Origin of the sequence: Prevotella dentasini JCM 15908, assembly GCF_000614065.1 — a bacterium.
Classification (GTDB): domain Bacteria; phylum Bacteroidota; class Bacteroidia; order Bacteroidales; family Bacteroidaceae; genus Prevotella; species Prevotella dentasini.
Genome location: NZ_BAKG01000002.1, coordinates 41,207 through 61,830, shown reverse-complemented (window position 1 = coordinate 61,830; position 20,624 = coordinate 41,207). Strand labels below are relative to the sequence as shown.

Sequence of the window (20,624 nt, the reverse complement as noted above, 5' to 3'; positions counted from 1 at the left end):
CTTTTACCTTATTGTTTATGTCCAACTTAGAATCTGAAATGAGCAAATGCACGGTTAGCCTCTGCCATGCGGTGCATGTCTTCCTTACGCTTGTAAGCACCACCCTGATTATTGAAAGCATCCATGATTTCAGCAGCAAGCTTGTCTGCCATACTCTTGCCGCCACGCTTGCGTGCAAAGGCAATCATATTCTTCATGGAAACGCTCTCTTTGCGGTCGGGACGAATCTCAGTAGGAACTTGGAAAGTAGCACCACCGATACGGCGGCTCTTCACCTCAACCTGCGGAGTAATGTTGTCAAGAGCCTGCTTCCACACTTCCAGTGGAGACTTCTCCTCATCCTTCAGCTTACCGCCAACAATATCAAGGGCTGCATAGAAGATTTCGTACGACGTGTTCTTTTTACCGTCATACATCAGATGATTCACGAACTTTGAGACCTTTTGGTCATTGAACTTCGGATCCGGAAGGATCACACGCTTCTTTGGTTTTGCTTTTCTCATTTTATTTATTAAAACTTTTAATTCTGCGGAGGCTGTCGTCTTTTCGTTCTTCAACGCCCACTCTTGGGCCTTTACTCAACCTGTTGATAAACAAATCTCCAGCAAAACTATTTTGTTTAAGTCTTTCTTGGGAAACCTTAGACTATCAGCCATCACCGACTGTTAGCAGCAAGGTTAGAAAATCAAGGTTTCTTCCCCACCCTTTCAAGGGAGAGAAAGAAACGATTGTTTTTTACTTCTTTGCCTTTGGACGCTTGGCACCGTACTTGGAACGACGCTGTGTGCGGTTGGCAACACCTGCAGTATCAAGAGTACCACGAACGATGTGATAGCGCACACCGGGAAGATCCTTTACACGACCACCGCGAACGAGCACGATGCTGTGCTCCTGCAAGTTGTGGCCTTCTCCCGGGATGTAAGAGTTGACCTCCTTCTGATTTGTCAGACGGACACGGGCAACCTTACGCATTGCTGAATTAGGCTTCTTTGGGGTCGTCGTATAGACGCGGACACAAACTCCACGACGCTGAGGACAATTGTCCAAAGCCGGAGACTTGCTCTTCTCTACGACAACCTTTCTGCCTTTTCTTACTAATTGTGAAATAGTAGGCATGATTCTAAATTTTTATTATTATATATTATTTTTGTTTATTTCCAATCGGTTACGACACAAACGCATTATCTATCAGACATATCTACACATCATGCCGTTTCGGCCTGCAAAGGTACAAACATTCTCCCAAAATACCTAATATAATAAAACGCAAAAGCTCTCTCAAGGAAGATGATTAACAAAATATAACTATCAAAAGATACTTTAACAAGCCAAAATGAATTATCACACACGAATCATCAACATTGCCCGTTCTTCGGGACTAAACTTCTCTATGGCATAACGGAGCATGGTACGGGGCATCTCGCCACGATGCGCCATGACGTAGTCGTAAAGACGCTGCGAATCGCGCTTGCCTGCTTCGCGGAGCATCCAGCCAATGGCCTTGTGCATCAGGTCATGAGGATGGCGCATCATCAGGTCGCTCAGGGCATAGGTATCCTCCAACTGCCCTCTACGAATGAAGGCGTATGTGGAGACTATGGCAATACGGTTGTCCCACAACAAAGGGCTGGCTGCCAAACGGTAAAGTACCTCACGCGACTTGTCAAGCAAATACTCGCCCACAACGAAACGGCAGGAAAGGTCTACCAAGTCCCAATTGTTGATATGTTCAGTAACGGAAAGATAAAGGTCGAAGAGAGCTTTCCGAGCCGGCTCGTCGGCCCGTTTGGCTTTTTCTACCATCATAAGAAGGGCACATAGCCTGACCTCGTGCCATTCCGACTGCATCAGCTCCCGTATATTTTCAAGAGAGAGTTCTTTATGCTGTCTGGCGATTATCCGTACATTGGGGACGACAACCCCCAAGAAGCGGTCGCCCTCGCCATATTCTCCCTTCCCTGTCTTAAAAAAACGGGGAAACACCCTGCGTTTCTCTGCGGAAGACAGCTCCCGAAGAGCATCTGTTATCATTTGCGTAACCTGTTCCATCAACAATATTTTAATAGATAATCAGAAAAAACTAATACGCGTCGTCCTTACATAACATGAAGGCAACAAAACATCATCCTTTTATCATTTCTTCATCATTTGACTGACGCGTCGCCTATCCTTTTGCCGTACCTTCCATATAAATATAATAAGTGTCGAAGACAAAGATACAAAATTATTTTCTACGGCAGACAATCCCCGTTACTTTTTAACTTTCCATCCTGCCGTGCAATCATCATTCACAGAACCTCACCATTATTAAAGACTATAGAAAAGAAAAAGAACCATGCCAACACCCGTTGGACATGGTTCTCGTAAATATTTTCGCATGAGGGCTATTATGCCTCAGCCTTACCGTTTCCGAAGGGAGAGATTGTGCGTGGCTGCTTGCTTGGCATTTCTATCTTGCCAAACTCCTGCTCGTAGCGCACAACGTTCTCCTGCAATGCAGCGAGGAGACGCTTGGCATGCTCCGGGGCGAGGATGACACGGCTCGTAACCGATGCCTTGGGAACACCCGGAAGAAGAGTTGCAAAGTCCACAACGAACTCTGAACTGGAATGGGAAATTATCTGGAAGTTAGTGTAAACGCCTTTTGCTACTTCTGGGCTGAGGTCGATTTGCAACTGCTGACCTTGCTGGTTCTGATTGTTATTGTCCATTTGTTATTATTATTTAGGTAAAAAATCTATTGCAAAGATAGGAATTTATTAGAGGATATGCAAGACCCGAGGAGAAAAAGTATCACAAAAGTTTCATCCCGAATTTGTCCGTCTCCCGACTGACGTCAGGAGAGGGAGCGGAACAATCCCCGGATATATCCATACTTAATACTTGGTCGCCTGCTTTATAAACGTACCATCGTTCATATCGCTGATAGCCGTGCGGATTTCCCCCTCGGTATTCATTACCACAGGACCATACCAAGCTATCGGCTCATTAAGCGGACGCGACGACATCAGCATGATTTCCGCACCTTCGCCCCCGGCCTCTATGCTGACGGTGTTGCCCTCGCCGAGCTTGGCTGCCGTCTTTTCGTCAATATGCACTCCGCCTACTACGGCGATTGACAGACTAAGCCCTCTCCGACATCTTCCCTATCAAATCATCGAGAACTGGAGCTATGGCGACAAGACGGCCTACATCAATATTGCACGAGTGGAATCCGTCAGCCATACATCTGGGCACATCGGCCGCCTTGCGCCTGAGTTCCTTTCCCTTGGGGGTGAGAAAAACTATCTGCTGCCGCTTGTCGGTCTCGCCCTCCCGACGCGAGAGAAGTCCAAGTTTCTCCATGCGCTTGATGAGGGGCGAGATGGTGTTGACCCCGAGAAGCAGCCGCTTGCCTATATCGTTGACCGGCTGCTCGTCCTGTTCCCACAACACCATCATCACAAGATACTGCGTGTAGGTGATGCCCAGTGGACGCAGGAAAGGCTCATAGGCCTGATTGATGAGGCGCGAGGCCGTGTAGAGACGAAAGCAAAGTTGATTGTCAAGTTTCAGTTGTTCGTATGCCATTATCCGTATAGTATATTTCTTCGTTAGCCGTGCTGTTGCGAAAACAGCAAAAGGACAGCCGTCGGTAAATGTTCCGCACGGCTGTCCCATTCCATTTATGTGTCGTTATCTATTCTTAGAGCTGTGCTTCTATAACCTTCTCCACTTCCTTGAGGTCAGTGGTCGGCTCAAAGCGGGCAATCACCTCACCGTCGCGGCTGATAAGGAACTTGGTAAAGTTCCACTGAATATCGTCCTTCTTGCGTGGCTCCGTGTTGGCCTTGTTGTAGAGGTCTTCCATGACGGCTGCCTGCTTTTCGGAGTATGCACCGCCTGCATAGCCCTTCTGACTCTTTAGCCAAGTATAGAGAGGCAGCTCGTCGGCACCGTTGACGTTGCTCTTCTTGAACTGTGGGAAATCCGTACCGAACTTCATCGTACAGAACTCATGGATTTCCTCATCCGAACCCGGTGCCTGATGGCCGAACTGGTCGCAGGGCACATCGAGAATCTCCAAGCCCCTCTCCCTCTGCCGATGGTAGATAGCTTCCAACTCCTCATACTGAGGTGTGAACCCACAGCCCGTGGCGGTATTGACGATAAGGAGCACCTTGCCCTTATATGTATCGAGACTTACCTCGTTGCCTTTTTTGTCTTTCAGATTGAAATCGAAAATTGTTGCCATAATTTGCTTCGCTTTTTATATTTTACATCGTTTAGTGATACTTCATGGTCCAAGACCTATTGCATCCGAATATAGCTTTCCTGCATTGTTTGTCTATGTCTACTATAAATTCGTCCTGCCGCTGCCAGTGTCTGACCTTTGCCCCGATGTGTCATATTCACAATCTCGGCAAGCTTTATGCAGCAGAAGGACAAAGTTACGTTTGACTTAGAGCTGCTTTACCAACCAGTTCTGACGGCCAATCATCTCTATCATCTCCAACTGCTCCTGACTCCAATAGAGGTCTTCCTCCTCATCAGCGAGATAAGCCTTCATTACGTCGTAGGTAGTGGGGTCGTCAGCCAGTCCCTTCACACAGTCGTAAAGCATTGCTACACCTTTCTTTTGGATTTCGAGGTCGGCCTTGATATACTCTACAGGATCCTTTACAAGATTGCGGCCTGTCTGATTCTCGATTTTCACCGTTCCTCCAAGATCGTTGATGCGCTCCATGAACTTCTTCACCCATCCCATTTCCTCATCGTAGTGGCCGATGTACTTCTCACCGAGTTTGCTGAATCCCAACGACTCGAAATGCTTGCCCTGTACGAGGTGCGCAAAAGCACCGTTTGTAAGGCCTGTGATAAAGAACTGTAATGCTTCAATAGATTTCTTCGCGTCCATAATTGTTTTATTTTTGATTTTTCTAATTTATCTGTCTGTCATGTTGTCAAGACTACTGTCAGTCTTCTTTTGATAATGCAAAGGTAGAATAATATTTTTACATCGCAAGCGATACAAACAAACAATTAACTCATCTTAAGATATATCGCCTGCGATATAGTCCAATCCAACATCCGTTAACATTATATCGCGTCCGACACAATTACTTTTCCATCATTTCAACGGTATTGAAAAAAGAGATGCACGGAAGAAAACAACCACACAGCTATACCCCACCCATCAACTTCATTGGGCATGAACGAAACAGGCATTTCCACTTGCTAAGTCATGGCATAGACAGACAAGGAGCCTCTGCACAGCCGTGCAACTCGATAGAATACTCTCAAATTATCCTCCATTGCCATCATTTCTGCAACAAATCCATAAACTACTGACTTACAAACAGATAGGAATCAGCCAACAAAAGTACCGTTTTCACCTTGCCAAAGTGCCCGTTTCGCACGATGAAACAGGCGTTGCCGTTAGCCGAACGAGCCTTCACCATACAATGCCATCCTCATAGGGCACCACAGCATCAACATTTTAACGGAGAATCTAAAGAATAACGGAAAGAATTACTTTCGCATCCTCACATTTGCATAATCTCACATTAACGTAAGGGGAACAGACCATGCCTTGTCTGCATTACCACATACCGCTCTGTCCGTATTCGTTACGTGCTTAACGGATAGACACGGTGGTTGTCCCTATATTCGTTTGCCGGCATGGCATTATCCAGAAAAGGGACTTACACATTTTTACAGGACAGTACTCAGACCCATATCCCATACAACCCACAGAAACAAAAAAGGGTTCACGGAATAACCGTGAACCCCTTAATCATAATTATATAAAGGAAGGAGGGTTAATCCTTCACAACTTCCACCTCTTGGTCTGCAAAGTCAAGAACATTTTTCTTATTGGCTTCCATACGCACGTGCTCTTCCTTTGAACCGACGATGAGTTTCTGCCACTGGCGAAGGCCGGTACCGGCAGGAACAAGATGGCCACAGATAACATTCTCCTTCATGCCTTCGAGCTGGTCGCTCTTAGCGCGGATAGCAGCCTCGTTGAGCACCTTGGTCGTCTCTTGGAAAGAGGCGGCACTCATGAAGCTCTTCGTTCCAAGGGCTGCACGGGTGATACCCTGAAGCATCTGGGTAGCTGTAGCCTGTACTGCATCGCGCACCTGAACGAGCTTAAGGTCGCGTCGCTTGAGGGCAGAGTTCTCGTCGCGCAACTTGCGGACAGAGAGTATCTGTCCCTTATAGCAGGTCTCAGAGTCGCCCGGGTCGGTAACAACCTTCTTACCCCAGATACGGTCGTTCTCATCCGCAAAGTCGAGTTTATCAACAAGCTCCTGCTCCAAGAATGTTGTATCGCCCGGATCGTCGATGCGGACCTTGCGCATCATCTGACGAACGATAATCTCGAAGTGCTTGTCGTTAATCTTCACACCTTGCAGACGGTAAACATCCTGCACCTCGTTGACGATATACTCCTGTACAGCCGTAGGACCCTTGATGGAAAGAATGTCGGCAGGTGTTGTGATACCATCAGATAGAGGTGTTCCGGCACGGACGGCATCGTGCTCCTGTACCAGAATCTGCTTGGCAAGACTTACAAGATACTTGCGCTGCTCGCCTGTCTTGGACGTTACGATAATCTCGCGGTTACCACGCTTTACCTTGCCCATTGTAACCTCGCCATCGATTTCTGAAACAATAGCCGGATTCGACGGGTTACGAGCCTCGAACAACTCGGTAACACGTGGAAGACCTCCAGTAATATCACCGGCACCACCAACGGTACGCGGAATCTTGACGAGAGTTGTACCCGTCTTGATTTCTGCACCATCCTGAACAATCTGCTCCAAGTGTCCGCCTACGGGAAGGTTGTATGTGCCGAGAATATCTTCGGAAGCGTACTGATTGTCGGGACCTTTCTTCGCACCCGGCTTCACGATGTCTACCGTAGGAACCTTTGCCTTGTCGCGGGACTCGGTAATGATACGCTCGGTAAGACCGGTAGCTTCATCAGTCTCAGCCTTATAGGTAACACCGTCAACCACATCGTGAAGACGGAGCACACCGGCATATTCGCTGACGATAACGGCATTGAACGGGTCCCACTTACAGATAACGTCGCCCTTCTTGACAACATCGCCACTCTTGAAATACAGCGAGCTACCATAAGGCACGTTGTCGTTGACAAGAACGATACCCGTGTTCGGGTCGACAAAGCGGATTTCGGCAAGACGGCTTACAACCTTCTGGCACTCCTTGTCCTCATCGTCCACAAACGGCACGGTGCGAAGCTCGTCAAATTCTATCCTCGCCTCGTTCTTGGCTGTAATCGTCGCATTGGCAGCAGCGTTACCAGCCACACCACCGGCGTGGAAAGTACGGAGAGTCAGCTGTGTACCCGGCTCACCGATGGCTTGGGCAGCAATGACACCGACAGCCTCACCAAGATGTACCATACGGGCAGAAGCAAGGTTGCGGCCGTAACACTTCATACATACACCCTTTTTGCTCTCACAGGTCAGTACAGAACGAATCTCAACCATCTCCAACGGAGACTCGTCTATGGCTTTCGCCTTAGGCTCGGTAATTTCTTCACCGGCAGCAACAATCAGCTCGCCCGTTGTCGGATTAATCACATCGTGAACAGACACACGGCCGAGGATTCGCTCATAGAGACTGGCAATAATTTCATCACCATTCTTCAATGCACGGCACTCAAGACCACGGAGAGAACCACAATCCTCCTCGTTAATGATGACATCATGGGATACGTCTACCAAACGACGAGTGAGGTATCCGGCATCGGCAGTCTTCATAGCCGTATCGGCAAGACCTTTACGTGCACCGTGAGAAGAAATGAAGTATTCCAACACGGACATACCCTCCTTAAAGTTGGAGATGATAGGGTTCTCAATGATTTGCGCACCTTCGGCACCTGCTTTTTGGGGCTTTGCCATCAAGCCGCGCATACCTGCAAGCTGTGCAATCTGGTCGGCAGAGCCACGGGCACCAGAGTCGAGCATCATATATACGGCATTGAATCCTTGGTCGTCCTCAATCATGTGCTTCATCACGCTCTGCTTCAGGTTGTTGTTGACGTGTGTCCACGCATCAATAACCTGATTGTAACGTTCCTTATCGGTAATGAAGCCCATTTCGTAGTTAGCCCTTACCTGATCAACCTCGTCTTGTCCCTTGCTTACAATGTCTTTCTTTTCAACAGGCACAATGATATCGTCAAGGTTGAAAGAAAGACCTGCAACGTATGCCATGCGGTAACCAAGATTCTTAATACCATCAAGGAATGCACAGGCCCGTGCCATACCAACTGCCTTAATAACGTCGGCAATAAGACCACGTAGCGACTTCTTGGAGATAATACCATTAAAGTAGCCTATCTCGGTAGGCACAATCTGGTTGACAACAACACGACCAACAGAGGTCTCAACAAGACGCTTCTCTATCTTTCCGTCCACCAAATCGTCTACAACAACCTTTACTTGAGCGTGGAGGTCGCATTTCTTTTCGTTATAGGCAATGATGGCCTCTTCCGGACCGTAGAAAGTCAGGCCTGCGCCTTTGGCACCCGGACGAATCTTGGTAATATAATAAAGACCAAGCACCATATCCTGTGAAGGAACGGTAATAGGTGCGCCATTAGCAGGGTTGAGGATATTATGACTCTGAAGCATCAGAATCTGCGCTTCAAGTACAGCCTCATTGCTCAACGGAAGGTGAACAGCCATCTGGTCGCCGTCAAAGTCGGCATTAAACGCCGTACAAGCCAATGGATGGAGCTGGATAGCCTTGCCCTCTATGAGCTTTGGCTGGAATGCCTGGATACCGAGACGGTGGAGTGTCGGGGCACGGTTAAGCAAAACGGGATGTCCCTTCATTACATTTTCGAGAATATCCCAAATAACCGGCTCGCGACGGTCTACAATTTTCTTTGCACTCTTCACCGTCTTCACTATACCGCGTTCAATGAGTTTACGGATGATGAACGGCTTATAGAGTTCGGCAGCCATCAGCTTCGGCAAACCGCACTCACCCATTTTCAATTCAGGACCAACGACGATAACTGAACGTGCAGAATAGTCGACACGCTTACCAAGGAGGTTCTGACGGAAACGCCCCTGCTTGCCCTTTAAAGAATCGGAAAGAGACTTTAGCGGACGGTTGCTTTCACTCTTGACAGCCGAAGACTTGCGACTGTTGTCAAAGAGCGAATCAACAGCCTCCTGAAGCATACGCTTCTCGTTACGGAGAATTACCTCTGGGGCTTTGATTTCCATCAGTCGCTTCAAACGATTATTACGAATGATTACACGACGATAGAGATCGTTGAGGTCAGAAGTGGCAAAACGGCCACCATCCAATGGAACCAACGGACGAAGCTCAGGCGGGGTTACAGGAATAATCTTCATAATCATCCACTCCGGCCTATTGATACCCTCCGACTGACGGAAAGCCTCCACTACTTGAAGCCGCTTCAGAGCTTCGGTCTTGCGCTGCTGACTGGAATCGGTAGTTGCACGGTCGCGAAGTTCGCCTGCAAGACGGTCAAGATCAATGCCCGTCAAGAGATCGTAGACAGCCTCTGCACCCATCTTGGCGATGAACTTTTTCGGATCCGAATCATCAAGACGCTCATTGCCTTCGGGTAGACGATTGTCAAGAATATCAAGATACTCTTCCTCAGAAAGAAGATCGAACTTGTGCGAGCCATTCAGCTCTTCCTCTGTCTCGGAATTCTTCATCCCCTCTACTACACCCGGTTGAATGACAATGTACTTTTCGTAGTAGACCACAGCATCCAACTTCTTTGTTGGAATACCTAACAGATAGCCTATCTTGTTTGGAAGACTTCGGAAATACCAGATATGTGCAACTGGCACAACAAGCTCAATATGTCCGGCACGCTCACGACGTACCTTTTTCTCGGTAACCTCTACACCACATCGGTCGCAGACGATACCCTTATAGCGAATACGCTTATACTTGCCACAGGCACATTCGTAGTCCTTGGTAGGACCGAAGATACGCTCGCAGAAAAGGCCGTCGCGCTCCGGTTTATAGGTACGGTAGTTAATGGTCTCCGGCTTGGTAACCTCACCATACGAGTTTTCAAGAATCTCCTCGGGTGAAGCCAGACCAATCGTAATCTTGTTGAAATTACTCTTAACTTTATTATCTTTCTTAAAAGCCATGTTTTACTTCTATTTTGGGGTGTACGTATTAATCAAGTTTGATACTCAGGCCAAGACCACGGAGTTCGTGCAGAAGCACGTTCAACGACTCCGGAATACCCGGATTCGGCATTGGCTCGCCCTTGACGATAGCCTCGTAAGCCTTTGAACGCCCCACAACATCATCGGACTTGATTGTCAGAATCTCCTGAAGGACATGAGATGCTCCAAATGCTTCTATAGCCCAGACTTCCATTTCTCCGAAACGCTGACCACCAAATTGCGCCTTGCCACCAAGCGGCTGCTGGGTAATAAGAGAGTACGGACCAATACTGCGCGCGTGCATCTTGTCTTCTACATGTGGCCGAGCTTCAAGAAGTAAGTAATACCCACAGTCGCAGGCTGATCGAACTTCTCACCCGTCTCGCCATCATAGATATATGTAGAACAGAGATTGGGCAAACCTGCCTTATCTGTCCATTCCTTCAAGTCGGCAAGTTTGGCACCGTCAAAAATAGGAGTAGCAAACTTGACGCCAAGGTTACGACCAGCAGCACCAAGGATAGCCTCGAAAATCTGACCAAGGTTCATACGAGAAGGCACACCCATCGGTTCAAGACCAAGTCTACAGGACGGCCATCTTCCAAGAATGGCATATCCTCGGTACGTACAACTTTAGACACGATACCCTTATTACCATGACGACCTGCCAGCTTATCTCCTACCTGAATCTTACGTTTCTTGGCAATATAAACCTTAGCCATCTGGAGAACCCCCGATGGGAGTTCGTCTCCGATAGTAATGGCAAACTTCTTACGCTTCAGCTCCGCATCCATCTGCTTGTACTTGCGAATGAAGTTCATAATCAGGTGCTGAATCAGCGTATTGGTATGCTCGTCGTCAGTCCAACCATTTGACTGGATTCCTTCATAATCAAGATTCTTCAGAGCAGCCATGCTGAACTTGCTGCCCTTTGTAATAATCTCGGCATTAGAATAATCCTTGATACCCTGAGAAACCTTATCTTCGGTAAGAGTCAAGAGCTTATCAACGAGCAAGTCCTTCAGGTCATTAATCTTAGCCTCCTGTTCCTCGTCAATCTTGGCAAGAGTAACCTTGTCCTGACGCTTGCTTTCACGGGTCTTGATGGCACGAGCAAAGAGTTTCTTGTCTATAACAACACCACTCAAGGACGGATTGGCCTTCAAGGAAGAATCCTTCACATCACCAGCCTTGTCGCCAAAAATAGCACGGAGCAGCTTCTCCTCTGGTGAAGGATCACTCTCCCCCTTCGGAGAAATCTTACCAATCATAATGTCGCCCGGTTCTACACGTGCGCCTATACGGATAACACCATTGTCGTCAAGGTCCTTGGTAGCTTCCTCACTAACGTTTGGAATGTCTGCCGTAAATTCCTCAACGCCACGCTTGGTTTCACGAACTTCGAGAGAATACTCATCTACGTGAACTGAAGTCAATACGTCTTCACGTACCATACGCTCGGAAATGACAACAGCATCCTCATAATTGTATCCCTTCCAAGGCATGTAGGCAACGAGCAGGTTACGGCCAAGTGCCAACTCACCATTCTCTGTCGCATAACCCTCGGTGAGAATGTCGCCCTTCTTTACGCGCTGTCCCTTATCACAGATTGGACGAAGGTCTATTACCATATTCTGGTTGGTACGGCGGAACTTAGGAATACGATATTCCTTCAATGCCGGCTCAAAGCTGACAAACTCTTCATCGTCCGTACGGTCATAGAGAATACGGATAGTTGTTGCGTCAACATATTCTATAACGCCTTCGCCCTCTGCCATAATCATTGTGCGAGAGTCCTCGCACACCTGCTTTTCCAAGCCTGTACCCACAATAGGTGCATCATTATGGAGCAAAGGTACAGCCTGACGCATCATGTTACATCCCATCAGTGCACGGTGTCCGTCATCGTGCTCCAAGAACGGGATAAGACCTGCAGAAACAGAAGCTATCTGCTGTGGGGAAACGTCCATCAGAGAAACCAAATTGGGGGCTACTACAGGGTAGTCTGCATCTTGACGGCATTTCACTCTATCACGGATAAAGGAACCATCTGGATTCAAAGGCGCATTACCCTGACCGATAAGTTTCTCTTCCTCCTCTTCAGCGGTAAGATAAACGACATGGCTATTATCCAAATCCGCTATAGAATTCTCTACCTTACGATAAGGGGTTACGATGAAACCAAGGTCATTAATCTTCGCATATAGACAGAGAGAAGAAATCAGACCGATGTTCGGGCCTTCAGGAGACTCAATTGGACAAAGGCGGCCATAGTGTGTATAGTGTACGTCTCGAACCTCAAAGCCTGCACGCTCACGTGAGAGGCCACCGGGACCGAGAGCAGAAAGACGCCGCTTATGCGTTACCTCAGCAAGAGGATTGGTCTGATCCATAAACTGGCTCAACGGATTTGTACCAAAGAACGAATTGATGACGCTTGAAATAGTCTTTGCATTAATCAAGTCGGTCGGCTGGAACACTTCATTATCACGAACATTCATACGCTCGCGGATAGTGCGGCTCATACGTGCCAACCCGATGGAGAACTGATTAGCCAACTGCTCGCCAACAGTACGCACACGACGGTTGGACAAATGGTCAATATCATCAACAGTAGCATTGGAATTAATCAGATTAATGAGATACTTGATAATCTCAATAATATCGTCCTTCGTAAGTACACGAACATCCGTATCAGTATCAAGACCAAGCTTTTTATTGATACGGTAGCGACCTACTTCGCCAAGGTCGTAACGCTTGTCTGAGAAAAAAAGATTCTGGAACACTTCGCGTGCACTGGCATCGTCAACAGCGTCAGCATTACGCAACTGACGATAAATATAATTGACAGCCTCTATTTCTGAGTGGCTCGGATCCTTCGCCAGAGTATTGAAAATAATAGAGTACTTGTTGGCAGCATCCTCGTCCTTGTGAAGAAGAATGGAAGAGACACCGCTGTCAAGGATAGCATCCATGTTGTCCTCATCAATTTCCGTCTCACGCTCAACAACTACTTCATTACGCTCAATAGAAACAACTTCTCCCGTATCTTCATCAACAAAGTCTTCGTTCCAGCTCTTCATTACATTGCCAGCAAGTTTACGACCCAAAACAGCCTTGATGTTCTTCTTATTCACTTTCACCTCTTCACAAAGGTCAAAAATTTGAAGAATATCACGGTCGCTTTCAAAACCGATGGCACGAAGCATTGTTGTTACCGGTAATTTTTTCTTACGGTCAATGTATGCATACATTACATTGTTTATATCCGTAGCAAACTCTATCCAAGATCCCTTGAATGGAATAATACGTGCACTATAAAGCACCGTACCGTTAGCGTGGACTCCCTGTCCGAAGAATACACCGGGAGAGCGGTGCAACTGTGACACAACGACACGTTCGGCACCATTGATAACAAAGGTACCGTTACTGGTCATATAGGGAATTGTACCAAGGAAGACATCCTGAATGAATGTTCCAAAATCCTCATGATCGGGGTCTGTACAATACAGCTTCATCTTCGCCTTCAAGGGCACACTATAAGTTAGACCACGCTCCAGACATTCGTCAATGGTATAGCGCGGTGGATCTATATAGTAGTCAAGAAACTCCAACACGAAATTATTACGTGTATCGGTAATTGGAAAGTTCTCTACAAAAACCTTGTAAAGACCATCATTTTTGCGCTCCTCGGGCGGGGTGTCCAACTGCAAGAAATCGCGGAAGGACTTCAACTGTTGGTCGAGAAAATCCGGATACGGGTACGGATTCTGAACGCTAGCGAAGTTTATTCTTGGTTTATTCTCTGTTGCCATATAATGATTTTGAAATAGAGTCAGTTTTATAAGACCCAGTCGGGTCAATGGACAAGAAATTCAATAAAAGTGTCAAAAGACACAAAAAGGTTAGGACTCACCTACTTGGTAAATCCTAACCATATTGTTTTAAATACGGGCTATTACTCTTAATAATAGTACGTGTACATAATTTATTATCAGTTTCTGCCCTTGCAGAAGCGATTACTTCAGCTCTACCTTGCACCTTCAGCCTCAATAGTTTTCTTCAAGTTTTCAGCCTCATCCTTAGAAAGACCTTCCTTCAGAGTAGAAGGAGCACCATCTACAAGATCCTTAGCTTCCTTCAGGCCAAGGCCACAAGCCTCCTTAACGGCCTTAACTACCTTCAGCTTGCTTGCACCTGCATCAGCGAGGACTACATCAAACTCTGTCTTCTCTTCAGCAGCAGCTGCACCACCAGCAGCAGCAGGACCAGCAACTGCAACAGCTGCAGCAGCAGGCTCGATTCCATACTCGTCCTTCAGGACTGTTGCCAACTCATTTACTTCCTTAACAGTAAGATTTACTAATTCTTCTGCAATAGCTTTAATGTCTGCCATTTTATTCTAATATTTATTTGTTTCGTTTGTTAATGTACTTGTTGACTTTATTGGTTTTATTCAGGACGCTCGCCTAAAGTCTTCAGCACACCATGAATGGTGTTTGCGCCAGATTGAAGAGCAGAAACAACGTTCTTTGCCGGAGACTGCAGCAAAGCCACAACATCGGCAATAAGTTCGTTCTTGCTCTTAAGAGCTGCAAGTTCTTCGAGCTTGTCTGCACCGACAAAGAGAGACTCTTCAGCATAAGCAGCCTTAAGGGCAGGAATACCTTCCTTGCTATATTCCTTCAGCAACTTAGCCGGTACATTTGCTGTCATTGTAAACATAACAGCCGTACTGCCCTTCAAAGAACCATAGAGAGGCTCAAAATCAATTTCAGAAGCTTCGAAAGCTTTGTGAAGAAGGGTATTCTTCACAACAACCATCTTTATCTCGCTCTTGAAACACTTACGACGAAGAGCACTTGTAGCTTCAGCATTTAATCCAGAAACATCTACCAGATAAAAATGCGGAAAGTTTTTCAAGTTCTCACCGAGTTCAGTGATAATCGTATCTTTTACTTCTTTCTTCATTTTACAAAACTTTTAGAGTTATTCAGCTGATTTAGGATCAATCTTGATACCCTTACTCATTGTGCTCGAAATAAAGATACTCTTGATATATGTACCTTTAGCAGCAGCTGGCTTCAATTTAATAACCGTAGAGATAAACTCCTTGGCATTGCCGAGAATCTGCTCCGGGGTCATGCTGACCTTTCCTATTGAAGTATGGATAATACCGGACTTGTCAACCTTGAAGTCAATCTTACCCTGCTTTACTTCTTTAACTGCCTTGGCAACATCCATTGTTACAGTACCACTCTTAGGGTTCGGCATCAAACCACGGGGACCGAGTACACGACCCAAAGGTCCAATCTTACCCATGCAAGACGGCATCGTAATAATTACATCAATATCTGTCCAGCCGCTCTTGATCTTTTCAACATATTCATCAAGACCAACGTAATCAGCACCAGCTTCCTTAGCGGCAGCTTCCTGATCAGGAGTACAGAGGCAGAGAACGCGAGTTATCTTACCGGTACCGTTAGGCAAAGACACAACGCCACGAACCATTTGATTCGCCTTGCGAGGGTCAACTCCCAACCGCATATCAATATCAACAGAAGCATCAAACTTGGTAGTAGTAATATCCTTTACCAACTTAGAAGCCTCTTCCAATGTATATGCCTTCCCTGCTTCAACCTTCTCAGCTACTGATTTCTGATTTTTTGTCAGTTTACTCATTTTTACTTTTGAAGTTTAAAATTATTTACCAGGGAAGTCCCCTTTTACAGCGATACCCATACTACGTGCGGTACCAGCGATGAGCTTCATTGCACTCTCAACCGTAAAACAATTAAGATCCGGCATTTTGTCTTCGGCAATAGTCCTTACCTGCTCCCAAGTTACAGATGCAACTTTCTTGCGGTTTGGCTCGCCAGAACCACCTTTCACCTTAGCAGCCTCCATCAGCTGAACAGCGGCAGGAGGAGTCTTGATGACAAAGCTGAACGACTTGTCGTTGTAGTATGTGATGACGACTGGAAGAACTTTACCAGCCTTATCCTGGGTACGGGCATTGAATTCCTTGCAGAACCCCATAATATTGATACCCTTAGAACCCAAAGCCGGGCCTACAGGGGGGGAAGGATTTGCAGCGCCACCTTTAATCTGTAATTTGATTAATCCAGCAACTTCTTTAGCCATTTCGTTTGTTAATATTAAAAATTGATTATTATAAAAGAAAGAGAACTATCCGTAACAATAATTACTCTTCTTTTGCAACTTGCATAAAACTCAATTCTAAAGGATTCTGGCGACCAAAAATCATCACCATAACCTTCAGCTTATGTTTATCCGCACTTACTTCCTCAATGACGCCATGGAATCCACTGAACGGGCCATCGGTAACCTTTACCGATTCTCCGACAGTGTACGGAACATCTTGAACATCGTCCAGTTCCGTCTCCTCCATATTGCCCAACAGACGATTGATATCTGCCTGACGCACCGGAGAAGGCTCCGACATGCCACCTAAGAAGCCAAGAACGTTAGGCATGAAACGCAATGCAGATGCAATTTCTGGTGTCATAGCAGCCTTAACAAGCACATAACCGGGAAGACTCAACTTCTCGGTAACAACTCGTTTGCCATTACGGATACTGGCGTGGCTCTCCATAGGCAATAAAACCTCCGAGACACGGTCAGCCAACTTCGGATTCTGTCGCAATTCAGCATCGATATATTCCTTTACCTTTGCCTCCTTACCACTGATAGCACGAAGTACATACCATTTCATATCTGTATCAGCCATTTCCTTACCTATACGTTTATTGAGGATAGACAAACTCCATCACGTGTTGTGATACAAAATCAAATGCGAAGACAACAAGGGCAATGATAAGGGAAGCAGATAATACAACCATTGCACTATGTGTAAGTTCGCCACGTGAGGGCCATGTGGTCTTATGCGCAAGTTCGTCGTAGCAATCCTTGCAGTAATTAACTATATAAGTTATAATCCTTTTAAACATATTATCTTCTTTTTGCACGGGTTGAAGGACTCGAACCCTCGACACCTGGTTTTGGAGACCAGTGCTCTACCAACTGAGCTAAACCCGTATAGAAGTTCCCACTTAATGGGAACTTTCTATATTTAGTTTGAAGAATTAGTCTTCGTAAACCTCTGTAATCTGACCAGATCCTACAGTTCGACCACCTTCACGGATAGCGAAACGAAGACCCTTATTCAAGGCTACAGCATAAATCAAATCAACAGTGATTTCTACGTTATCGCCCGGCATAACCATTTCTACGCCTTCCGGCAAAGAAATCTCACCAGTACAATCCATAGTACGGAGGTAGAACTGAGGGCGATACTTATTACCGAATGGAGTATGACGACCACCTTCCTCTTTCTTTAGGATATAAACAGAAGCCTTGAACTTCTTAAACGGCTTAATCTGCCCCGGATGGCACAATACCATACCACGCTTGATTTCTGCCTTGTCAATACCACGGAGGAGAAGACCTACATTATCGCCAGCCTGACCTTCGTCAAGGAGTTTACGGAACATCTCAACGCCTGTAACAACAGACTTCTTATCCTCGCCAAGACCGAGCAACTCAACCTCGTCGCCTACGTGGATAACACCAGTCTCAATACGGCCTGTAGCTACAGTACCACGACCAGTGATGGAGAACACGTCCTCAATAGGCATCAGGAATGGCTTATCGGTAGCACGTGGAGGTTCCTGAACCCATTCGTCAACGATATTCATCAACTCTACTACCTTCTCCACCCACTTGTCAACACCGTTCAGTGCTCCAAGGGCAGAACCACGAACAATCGGAGTATCCTCTTCAAACTCATACTGCTCAAGGATTTCACGAACTTCCATTTCAACAAGTTCGAGCATTTCCTCATCCTCAACCATATCGCACTTATTCAGGAATACAACCAAACGAGGTACGTTTACCTGACGAGCGAGCAGAACGTGTTCACGTGTCTGAGGCATAGGACCATCAGTAGCAGCTACAACCAAGATAGCACCGTCCATTTGGGCAGCACCAGTTACCATGTTCTTCACATAGTCAGCGTGACCCGGGCAGTCTACGTGTGCGTAGTGACGCTTTTCAGTTTCATACTCAATGTGAGAAGAGTTGATAGTGATACCACGCTCTTTCTCTTCAGGAGCGTTATCAATCTGGTCGAAAGACTTAATTTCCTGGTTGCCGAATCCCTTCTCAGAAAGAACCTTAGAAATGGCAGCTGTCAAAGTAGTCTTACCGTGGTCTACGTGACCGATGGTACCAATGTTAACATGCGGCTTGGTACGCTGAAATGTCTCTTTAGCCATAGCTTGTTATTTTATTATTAATGAATTATCAATGTTATTTCTTGTTTTTCTCCAGAACTAAATATAGAACTGACACGAAACGTGAGCTGTAACTGAGAGTTGAACTCAGGACCTCTTCCTTACCAAGGAAGTGCTCTACCACTGAGCTATTACAGCAAACCTTGAGCGGAAAACGGGGCTCAAACCCGCGACCCCCAGCTTGGAAGGCTAGTGCTCTATCAACTGAGCTATTTCCGCAAATCGGCAATTCAAAAGAATGAAAAACCGTTGTTTAGTGTGGGTAGTGATGGATTCGAACCACCGAAGCTAGAAGCAGCAGATTTACAGTCTGCCCCATTTGGCCACTCTGGAAACTACCCGTTTGTCTCTTTACAACAGAAGAGCCTCTTGTCGGATTCGAACCAACGACCCCGAGATTACAAATCACGTGCTCTGGCCAACTGAGCTAAAGAGGCAGTCTTTGCAGCCGCTTGGCGGAGCATCAACACACTTGTCGTAAAACGGCTGCAAAGATACTGCTTTATTTTTTATCTTCCAAAAAAATCGGAAACTTTTTTCAATGTTTTCTCTGCTTTTCCTTAAACTTGGTAAGCTGAACCTTCATAGCATCCAAACACAAGTCAACCCCTTCTTCAAACGTATCACAGGTCTTTTCTACAAAAAAAGTGTTACCCGGAGCCGTTACGGTCAGACTGGTTGTCTTATTTAATGCTGTGGCAGGTTTCTCCACCTTCAATTGCACCTCTACTTTCTGAATGTCCTCGTAAGACTTTTCTAACTTCTCGACCTTCTTGTTGATAAAGGTCTCCAATTTCTCGGTAGTGTCGAAATGTATCGACTGAATCTTAATTTCCATAGTTACCTCCGTAATTTAATAAGGTTTACGCCCTTGGGTGGGCATTTTTATAGACTTTCTTCAACTGCTCAAAAGTTGTATGCGTGTAAATCTCTGTCGTTGAGAGACTCTCATGCCCAAGCAGTTTCTTCACGCTTTCCAATCCTGCTTCGTGATTGAGCATTGCTGTAGCAAAGGTATGGCGAAGCACATGAGGACTTTTCTTCTTCAAGGTTGACACACGTGCTAGTTGCCTCCGCACGATAGCCCTCACCTGAGCACCTGTCATTCGTTCTCCCTTAGCTGTAAGAAAGAAAGCTTCTGCCTGTTTGCCTATCTCAACATCACGCCGCTGGCTGTACACCCTCAACTCTCTGTCAAGTTCTTCACCGAACGGGATAATGCGCTGCTTGTCTCTCTTGCCTGTTACTTTGACGTTTCGGGCTAAACAATCAACATCTTGACAATTCAGTCCAGTCAATTCTGAAAGTCTCATTCCCGTCTCGTAAAACATTAATATTAATGTACGCGCGAGAATATCCTTATAAGAATCTGTCCACATTTTCGGGTCAAGAAGCCTGTCCATCTCCGACTCCTTAAGGAATTGCGGCAATGGGCTTTTGTTCTTCGGCCCCTGAACACCATGGGCAGGGTCAACCTCAACAAACTTCCGTTTCAGTGCGTATTTGTAAAAGGACCGTAAAGCACTCAGCCTTCGGTTCACCGACGTCGCAGTATTCCCCTTATCCATCATGTGCACCATCCAATCGCGGATGACGTCAGAGTCTACCGTTTCCCAAGAGAGATAATTGTCCAAATTCTTGAAAAAAGACTCAAACTCGTTCAAGTCTTTTCCGTATCCATCTATCGTCCGTGGCGAATAGTTCCGCTCTAACCGAAGATACTCAAGAAACCGTTCAATCATCAGCACGCTGCTCAATTGTTTCGGCAACGAATTTACGGAAATTTATTCAAACTACCAAATTTTTCACGCAGTTTTTTATTCTTCTGCGTCGCGAAGATGCTGTACGTAAACAGCGTGCTCCATCTTCAAGCGCTTCTTAACAGAAGGTTTGTCGAACTGTTGGCGTGCGCGGAGTTCCTTCACTACGCCTGTCTTCTCAAACTTTCTCTTAAACTTCTTCAGTGCTCTTTCGATGTTCTCACCGTCCTTTACTGGTACAATAATCATGCTTTTTGTTTTAATTGTTTAATTGTTGAAAATGAACTAAAGGGTAAGATACCACATTAGTGGCTGCAAAATTACAGTTTATTTTCCTAACTGCCAAAGTTTTATGC

19 protein-coding genes, 5 tRNA genes and 1 pseudogene are annotated in these 20,624 nt (G+C 46.2%); all 25 read right to left on the bottom strand.

Going from position 1 to position 20,624, the window contains the following annotated elements; translation table 11 throughout:
• Window positions 1–26: 26 nt before the first annotated feature.
• The 25 genes and pseudogenes from rpsG to rpsU all read right to left on the bottom strand — a co-directional run bounded on the left by rpsG (window position 27) and on the right by rpsU (window position 20,517).
• Complete coding sequence (gene rpsG / locus JCM15908_RS01185) at window positions 27–503, bottom strand: 30S ribosomal protein S7 (protein WP_025001938.1); 477 nt, start codon at window positions 501–503, stop codon at window positions 27–29.
• 232 nt (window positions 504–735) lie between these two features.
• Window positions 736–1,116, bottom strand: coding sequence for a 30S ribosomal protein S12 (gene rpsL, locus JCM15908_RS01180; RefSeq protein ID WP_025001937.1), 381 nt, complete (start codon window positions 1,114–1,116; stop codon window positions 736–738).
• Window positions 1,117–1,341: 225 nt separating this feature from the next.
• On the bottom strand, window positions 1,342–2,049 hold the full coding sequence (locus JCM15908_RS01175) for a DNA alkylation repair protein (RefSeq protein ID WP_025001936.1): 708 nt from the start codon (window positions 2,047–2,049) through the stop codon (window positions 1,342–1,344).
• Between the two features lie 338 nt (window positions 2,050–2,387).
• The gene (locus tag JCM15908_RS01170) at window positions 2,388–2,711 is read right to left on the bottom strand and encodes a DUF3467 domain-containing protein (protein WP_025001935.1); all 324 of its coding nucleotides are present in this window, start codon (window positions 2,709–2,711) and stop codon (window positions 2,388–2,390) included.
• A gap of 165 nt (window positions 2,712–2,876) precedes the next feature.
• Window positions 2,877–3,098 (bottom strand): pirin-like C-terminal cupin domain-containing protein, encoded by a 222-nt coding sequence (locus tag JCM15908_RS01165; RefSeq protein WP_025001934.1) that lies wholly within the window; start codon window positions 3,096–3,098, stop codon window positions 2,877–2,879.
• Window positions 3,099–3,123: 25 nt separating this feature from the next.
• Entirely contained in the window at window positions 3,124–3,570 is a 447-nt protein-coding gene (locus JCM15908_RS01160; protein ID WP_025001933.1) for a MarR family winged helix-turn-helix transcriptional regulator, read from the bottom strand.
• A 115-nt stretch (window positions 3,571–3,685) separates the two neighbouring features.
• The gene (locus JCM15908_RS01155) at window positions 3,686–4,234 is read right to left on the bottom strand and encodes a glutathione peroxidase (protein WP_025001932.1); all 549 of its coding nucleotides are present in this window, start codon (window positions 4,232–4,234) and stop codon (window positions 3,686–3,688) included.
• 207 nt (window positions 4,235–4,441) lie between these two features.
• On the bottom strand, window positions 4,442–4,897 hold the full coding sequence (locus JCM15908_RS01150; protein ID WP_025001931.1) for a ferritin-like domain-containing protein: 456 nt from the start codon (window positions 4,895–4,897) through the stop codon (window positions 4,442–4,444).
• Window positions 4,898–5,801: 904 nt separating this feature from the next.
• Window positions 5,802–10,172, bottom strand: coding sequence for a DNA-directed RNA polymerase subunit beta' (rpoC, locus tag JCM15908_RS01145; protein ID WP_025001930.1), 4,371 nt, complete (start codon window positions 10,170–10,172; stop codon window positions 5,802–5,804).
• Window positions 10,173–10,200: 28 nt separating this feature from the next.
• A pseudogene (gene rpoB, locus JCM15908_RS11550) lies at window positions 10,201–14,008 on the bottom strand (DNA-directed RNA polymerase subunit beta).
• Window positions 14,009–14,223: 215 nt separating this feature from the next.
• Window positions 14,224–14,589 (bottom strand): 50S ribosomal protein L7/L12, encoded by a 366-nt coding sequence (gene rplL, locus JCM15908_RS01135; protein ID WP_025001929.1) that lies wholly within the window; start codon window positions 14,587–14,589, stop codon window positions 14,224–14,226.
• A 56-nt stretch (window positions 14,590–14,645) separates the two neighbouring features.
• Window positions 14,646–15,164: a 50S ribosomal protein L10 gene (gene rplJ / locus JCM15908_RS01130; protein ID WP_025001928.1), complete on the bottom strand. Its 519-nt coding sequence runs from the start codon at window positions 15,162–15,164 to the stop codon at window positions 14,646–14,648.
• Between the two features lie 18 nt (window positions 15,165–15,182).
• The gene (gene rplA / locus JCM15908_RS01125) at window positions 15,183–15,875 is read right to left on the bottom strand and encodes a 50S ribosomal protein L1 (RefSeq protein WP_025001927.1); all 693 of its coding nucleotides are present in this window, start codon (window positions 15,873–15,875) and stop codon (window positions 15,183–15,185) included.
• A gap of 21 nt (window positions 15,876–15,896) precedes the next feature.
• The gene (rplK, locus tag JCM15908_RS01120; RefSeq protein ID WP_025001926.1) at window positions 15,897–16,337 is read right to left on the bottom strand and encodes a 50S ribosomal protein L11; all 441 of its coding nucleotides are present in this window, start codon (window positions 16,335–16,337) and stop codon (window positions 15,897–15,899) included.
• A 61-nt stretch (window positions 16,338–16,398) separates the two neighbouring features.
• Window positions 16,399–16,944 carry a transcription termination/antitermination protein NusG gene (nusG, locus tag JCM15908_RS01115; RefSeq protein ID WP_025001925.1) on the bottom strand — a complete coding sequence of 182 codons (546 nt, stop codon included), beginning with the start codon at window positions 16,942–16,944 and terminating at the stop codon, window positions 16,399–16,401.
• Between the two features lie 16 nt (window positions 16,945–16,960).
• Window positions 16,961–17,164, bottom strand: a complete 204-nt coding sequence (gene secE, locus JCM15908_RS14250) for a preprotein translocase subunit SecE (RefSeq protein WP_084607793.1) — start codon at window positions 17,162–17,164, stop codon at window positions 16,961–16,963.
• 15 nt (window positions 17,165–17,179) lie between these two features.
• Window positions 17,180–17,252 (bottom strand) — tRNA-Trp (locus JCM15908_RS01110).
• A gap of 47 nt (window positions 17,253–17,299) precedes the next feature.
• Window positions 17,300–18,490 (bottom strand): elongation factor Tu, encoded by a 1,191-nt coding sequence (tuf, locus tag JCM15908_RS01105; RefSeq protein ID WP_025001924.1) that lies wholly within the window; start codon window positions 18,488–18,490, stop codon window positions 17,300–17,302.
• 84 nt (window positions 18,491–18,574) lie between these two features.
• A tRNA-Thr gene (locus JCM15908_RS01100) sits at window positions 18,575–18,646 on the bottom strand.
• 8 nt (window positions 18,647–18,654) lie between these two features.
• Window positions 18,655–18,727: transfer RNA gene (locus JCM15908_RS01095), tRNA-Gly, on the bottom strand.
• Between the two features lie 40 nt (window positions 18,728–18,767).
• A tRNA-Tyr gene (locus JCM15908_RS01090) sits at window positions 18,768–18,849 on the bottom strand.
• Window positions 18,850–18,871: 22 nt separating this feature from the next.
• Window positions 18,872–18,945 (bottom strand) — tRNA-Thr (locus JCM15908_RS01085).
• Window positions 18,946–19,046: 101 nt separating this feature from the next.
• A complete protein-coding gene (gene hpf, locus JCM15908_RS01080) occupies window positions 19,047–19,346 on the bottom strand; it encodes a ribosome hibernation-promoting factor, HPF/YfiA family (RefSeq protein WP_025001923.1) in 300 nt (99 codons plus the stop codon).
• Window positions 19,347–19,371: 25 nt separating this feature from the next.
• Window positions 19,372–20,256, bottom strand: coding sequence for a tyrosine recombinase XerC (locus tag JCM15908_RS01075; RefSeq protein WP_025001922.1), 885 nt, complete (start codon window positions 20,254–20,256; stop codon window positions 19,372–19,374).
• Window positions 20,257–20,325: 69 nt separating this feature from the next.
• On the bottom strand, window positions 20,326–20,517 hold the full coding sequence (gene rpsU / locus JCM15908_RS01070; RefSeq protein ID WP_025001921.1) for a 30S ribosomal protein S21: 192 nt from the start codon (window positions 20,515–20,517) through the stop codon (window positions 20,326–20,328).
• Window positions 20,518–20,624 lie beyond the last annotated feature (107 nt).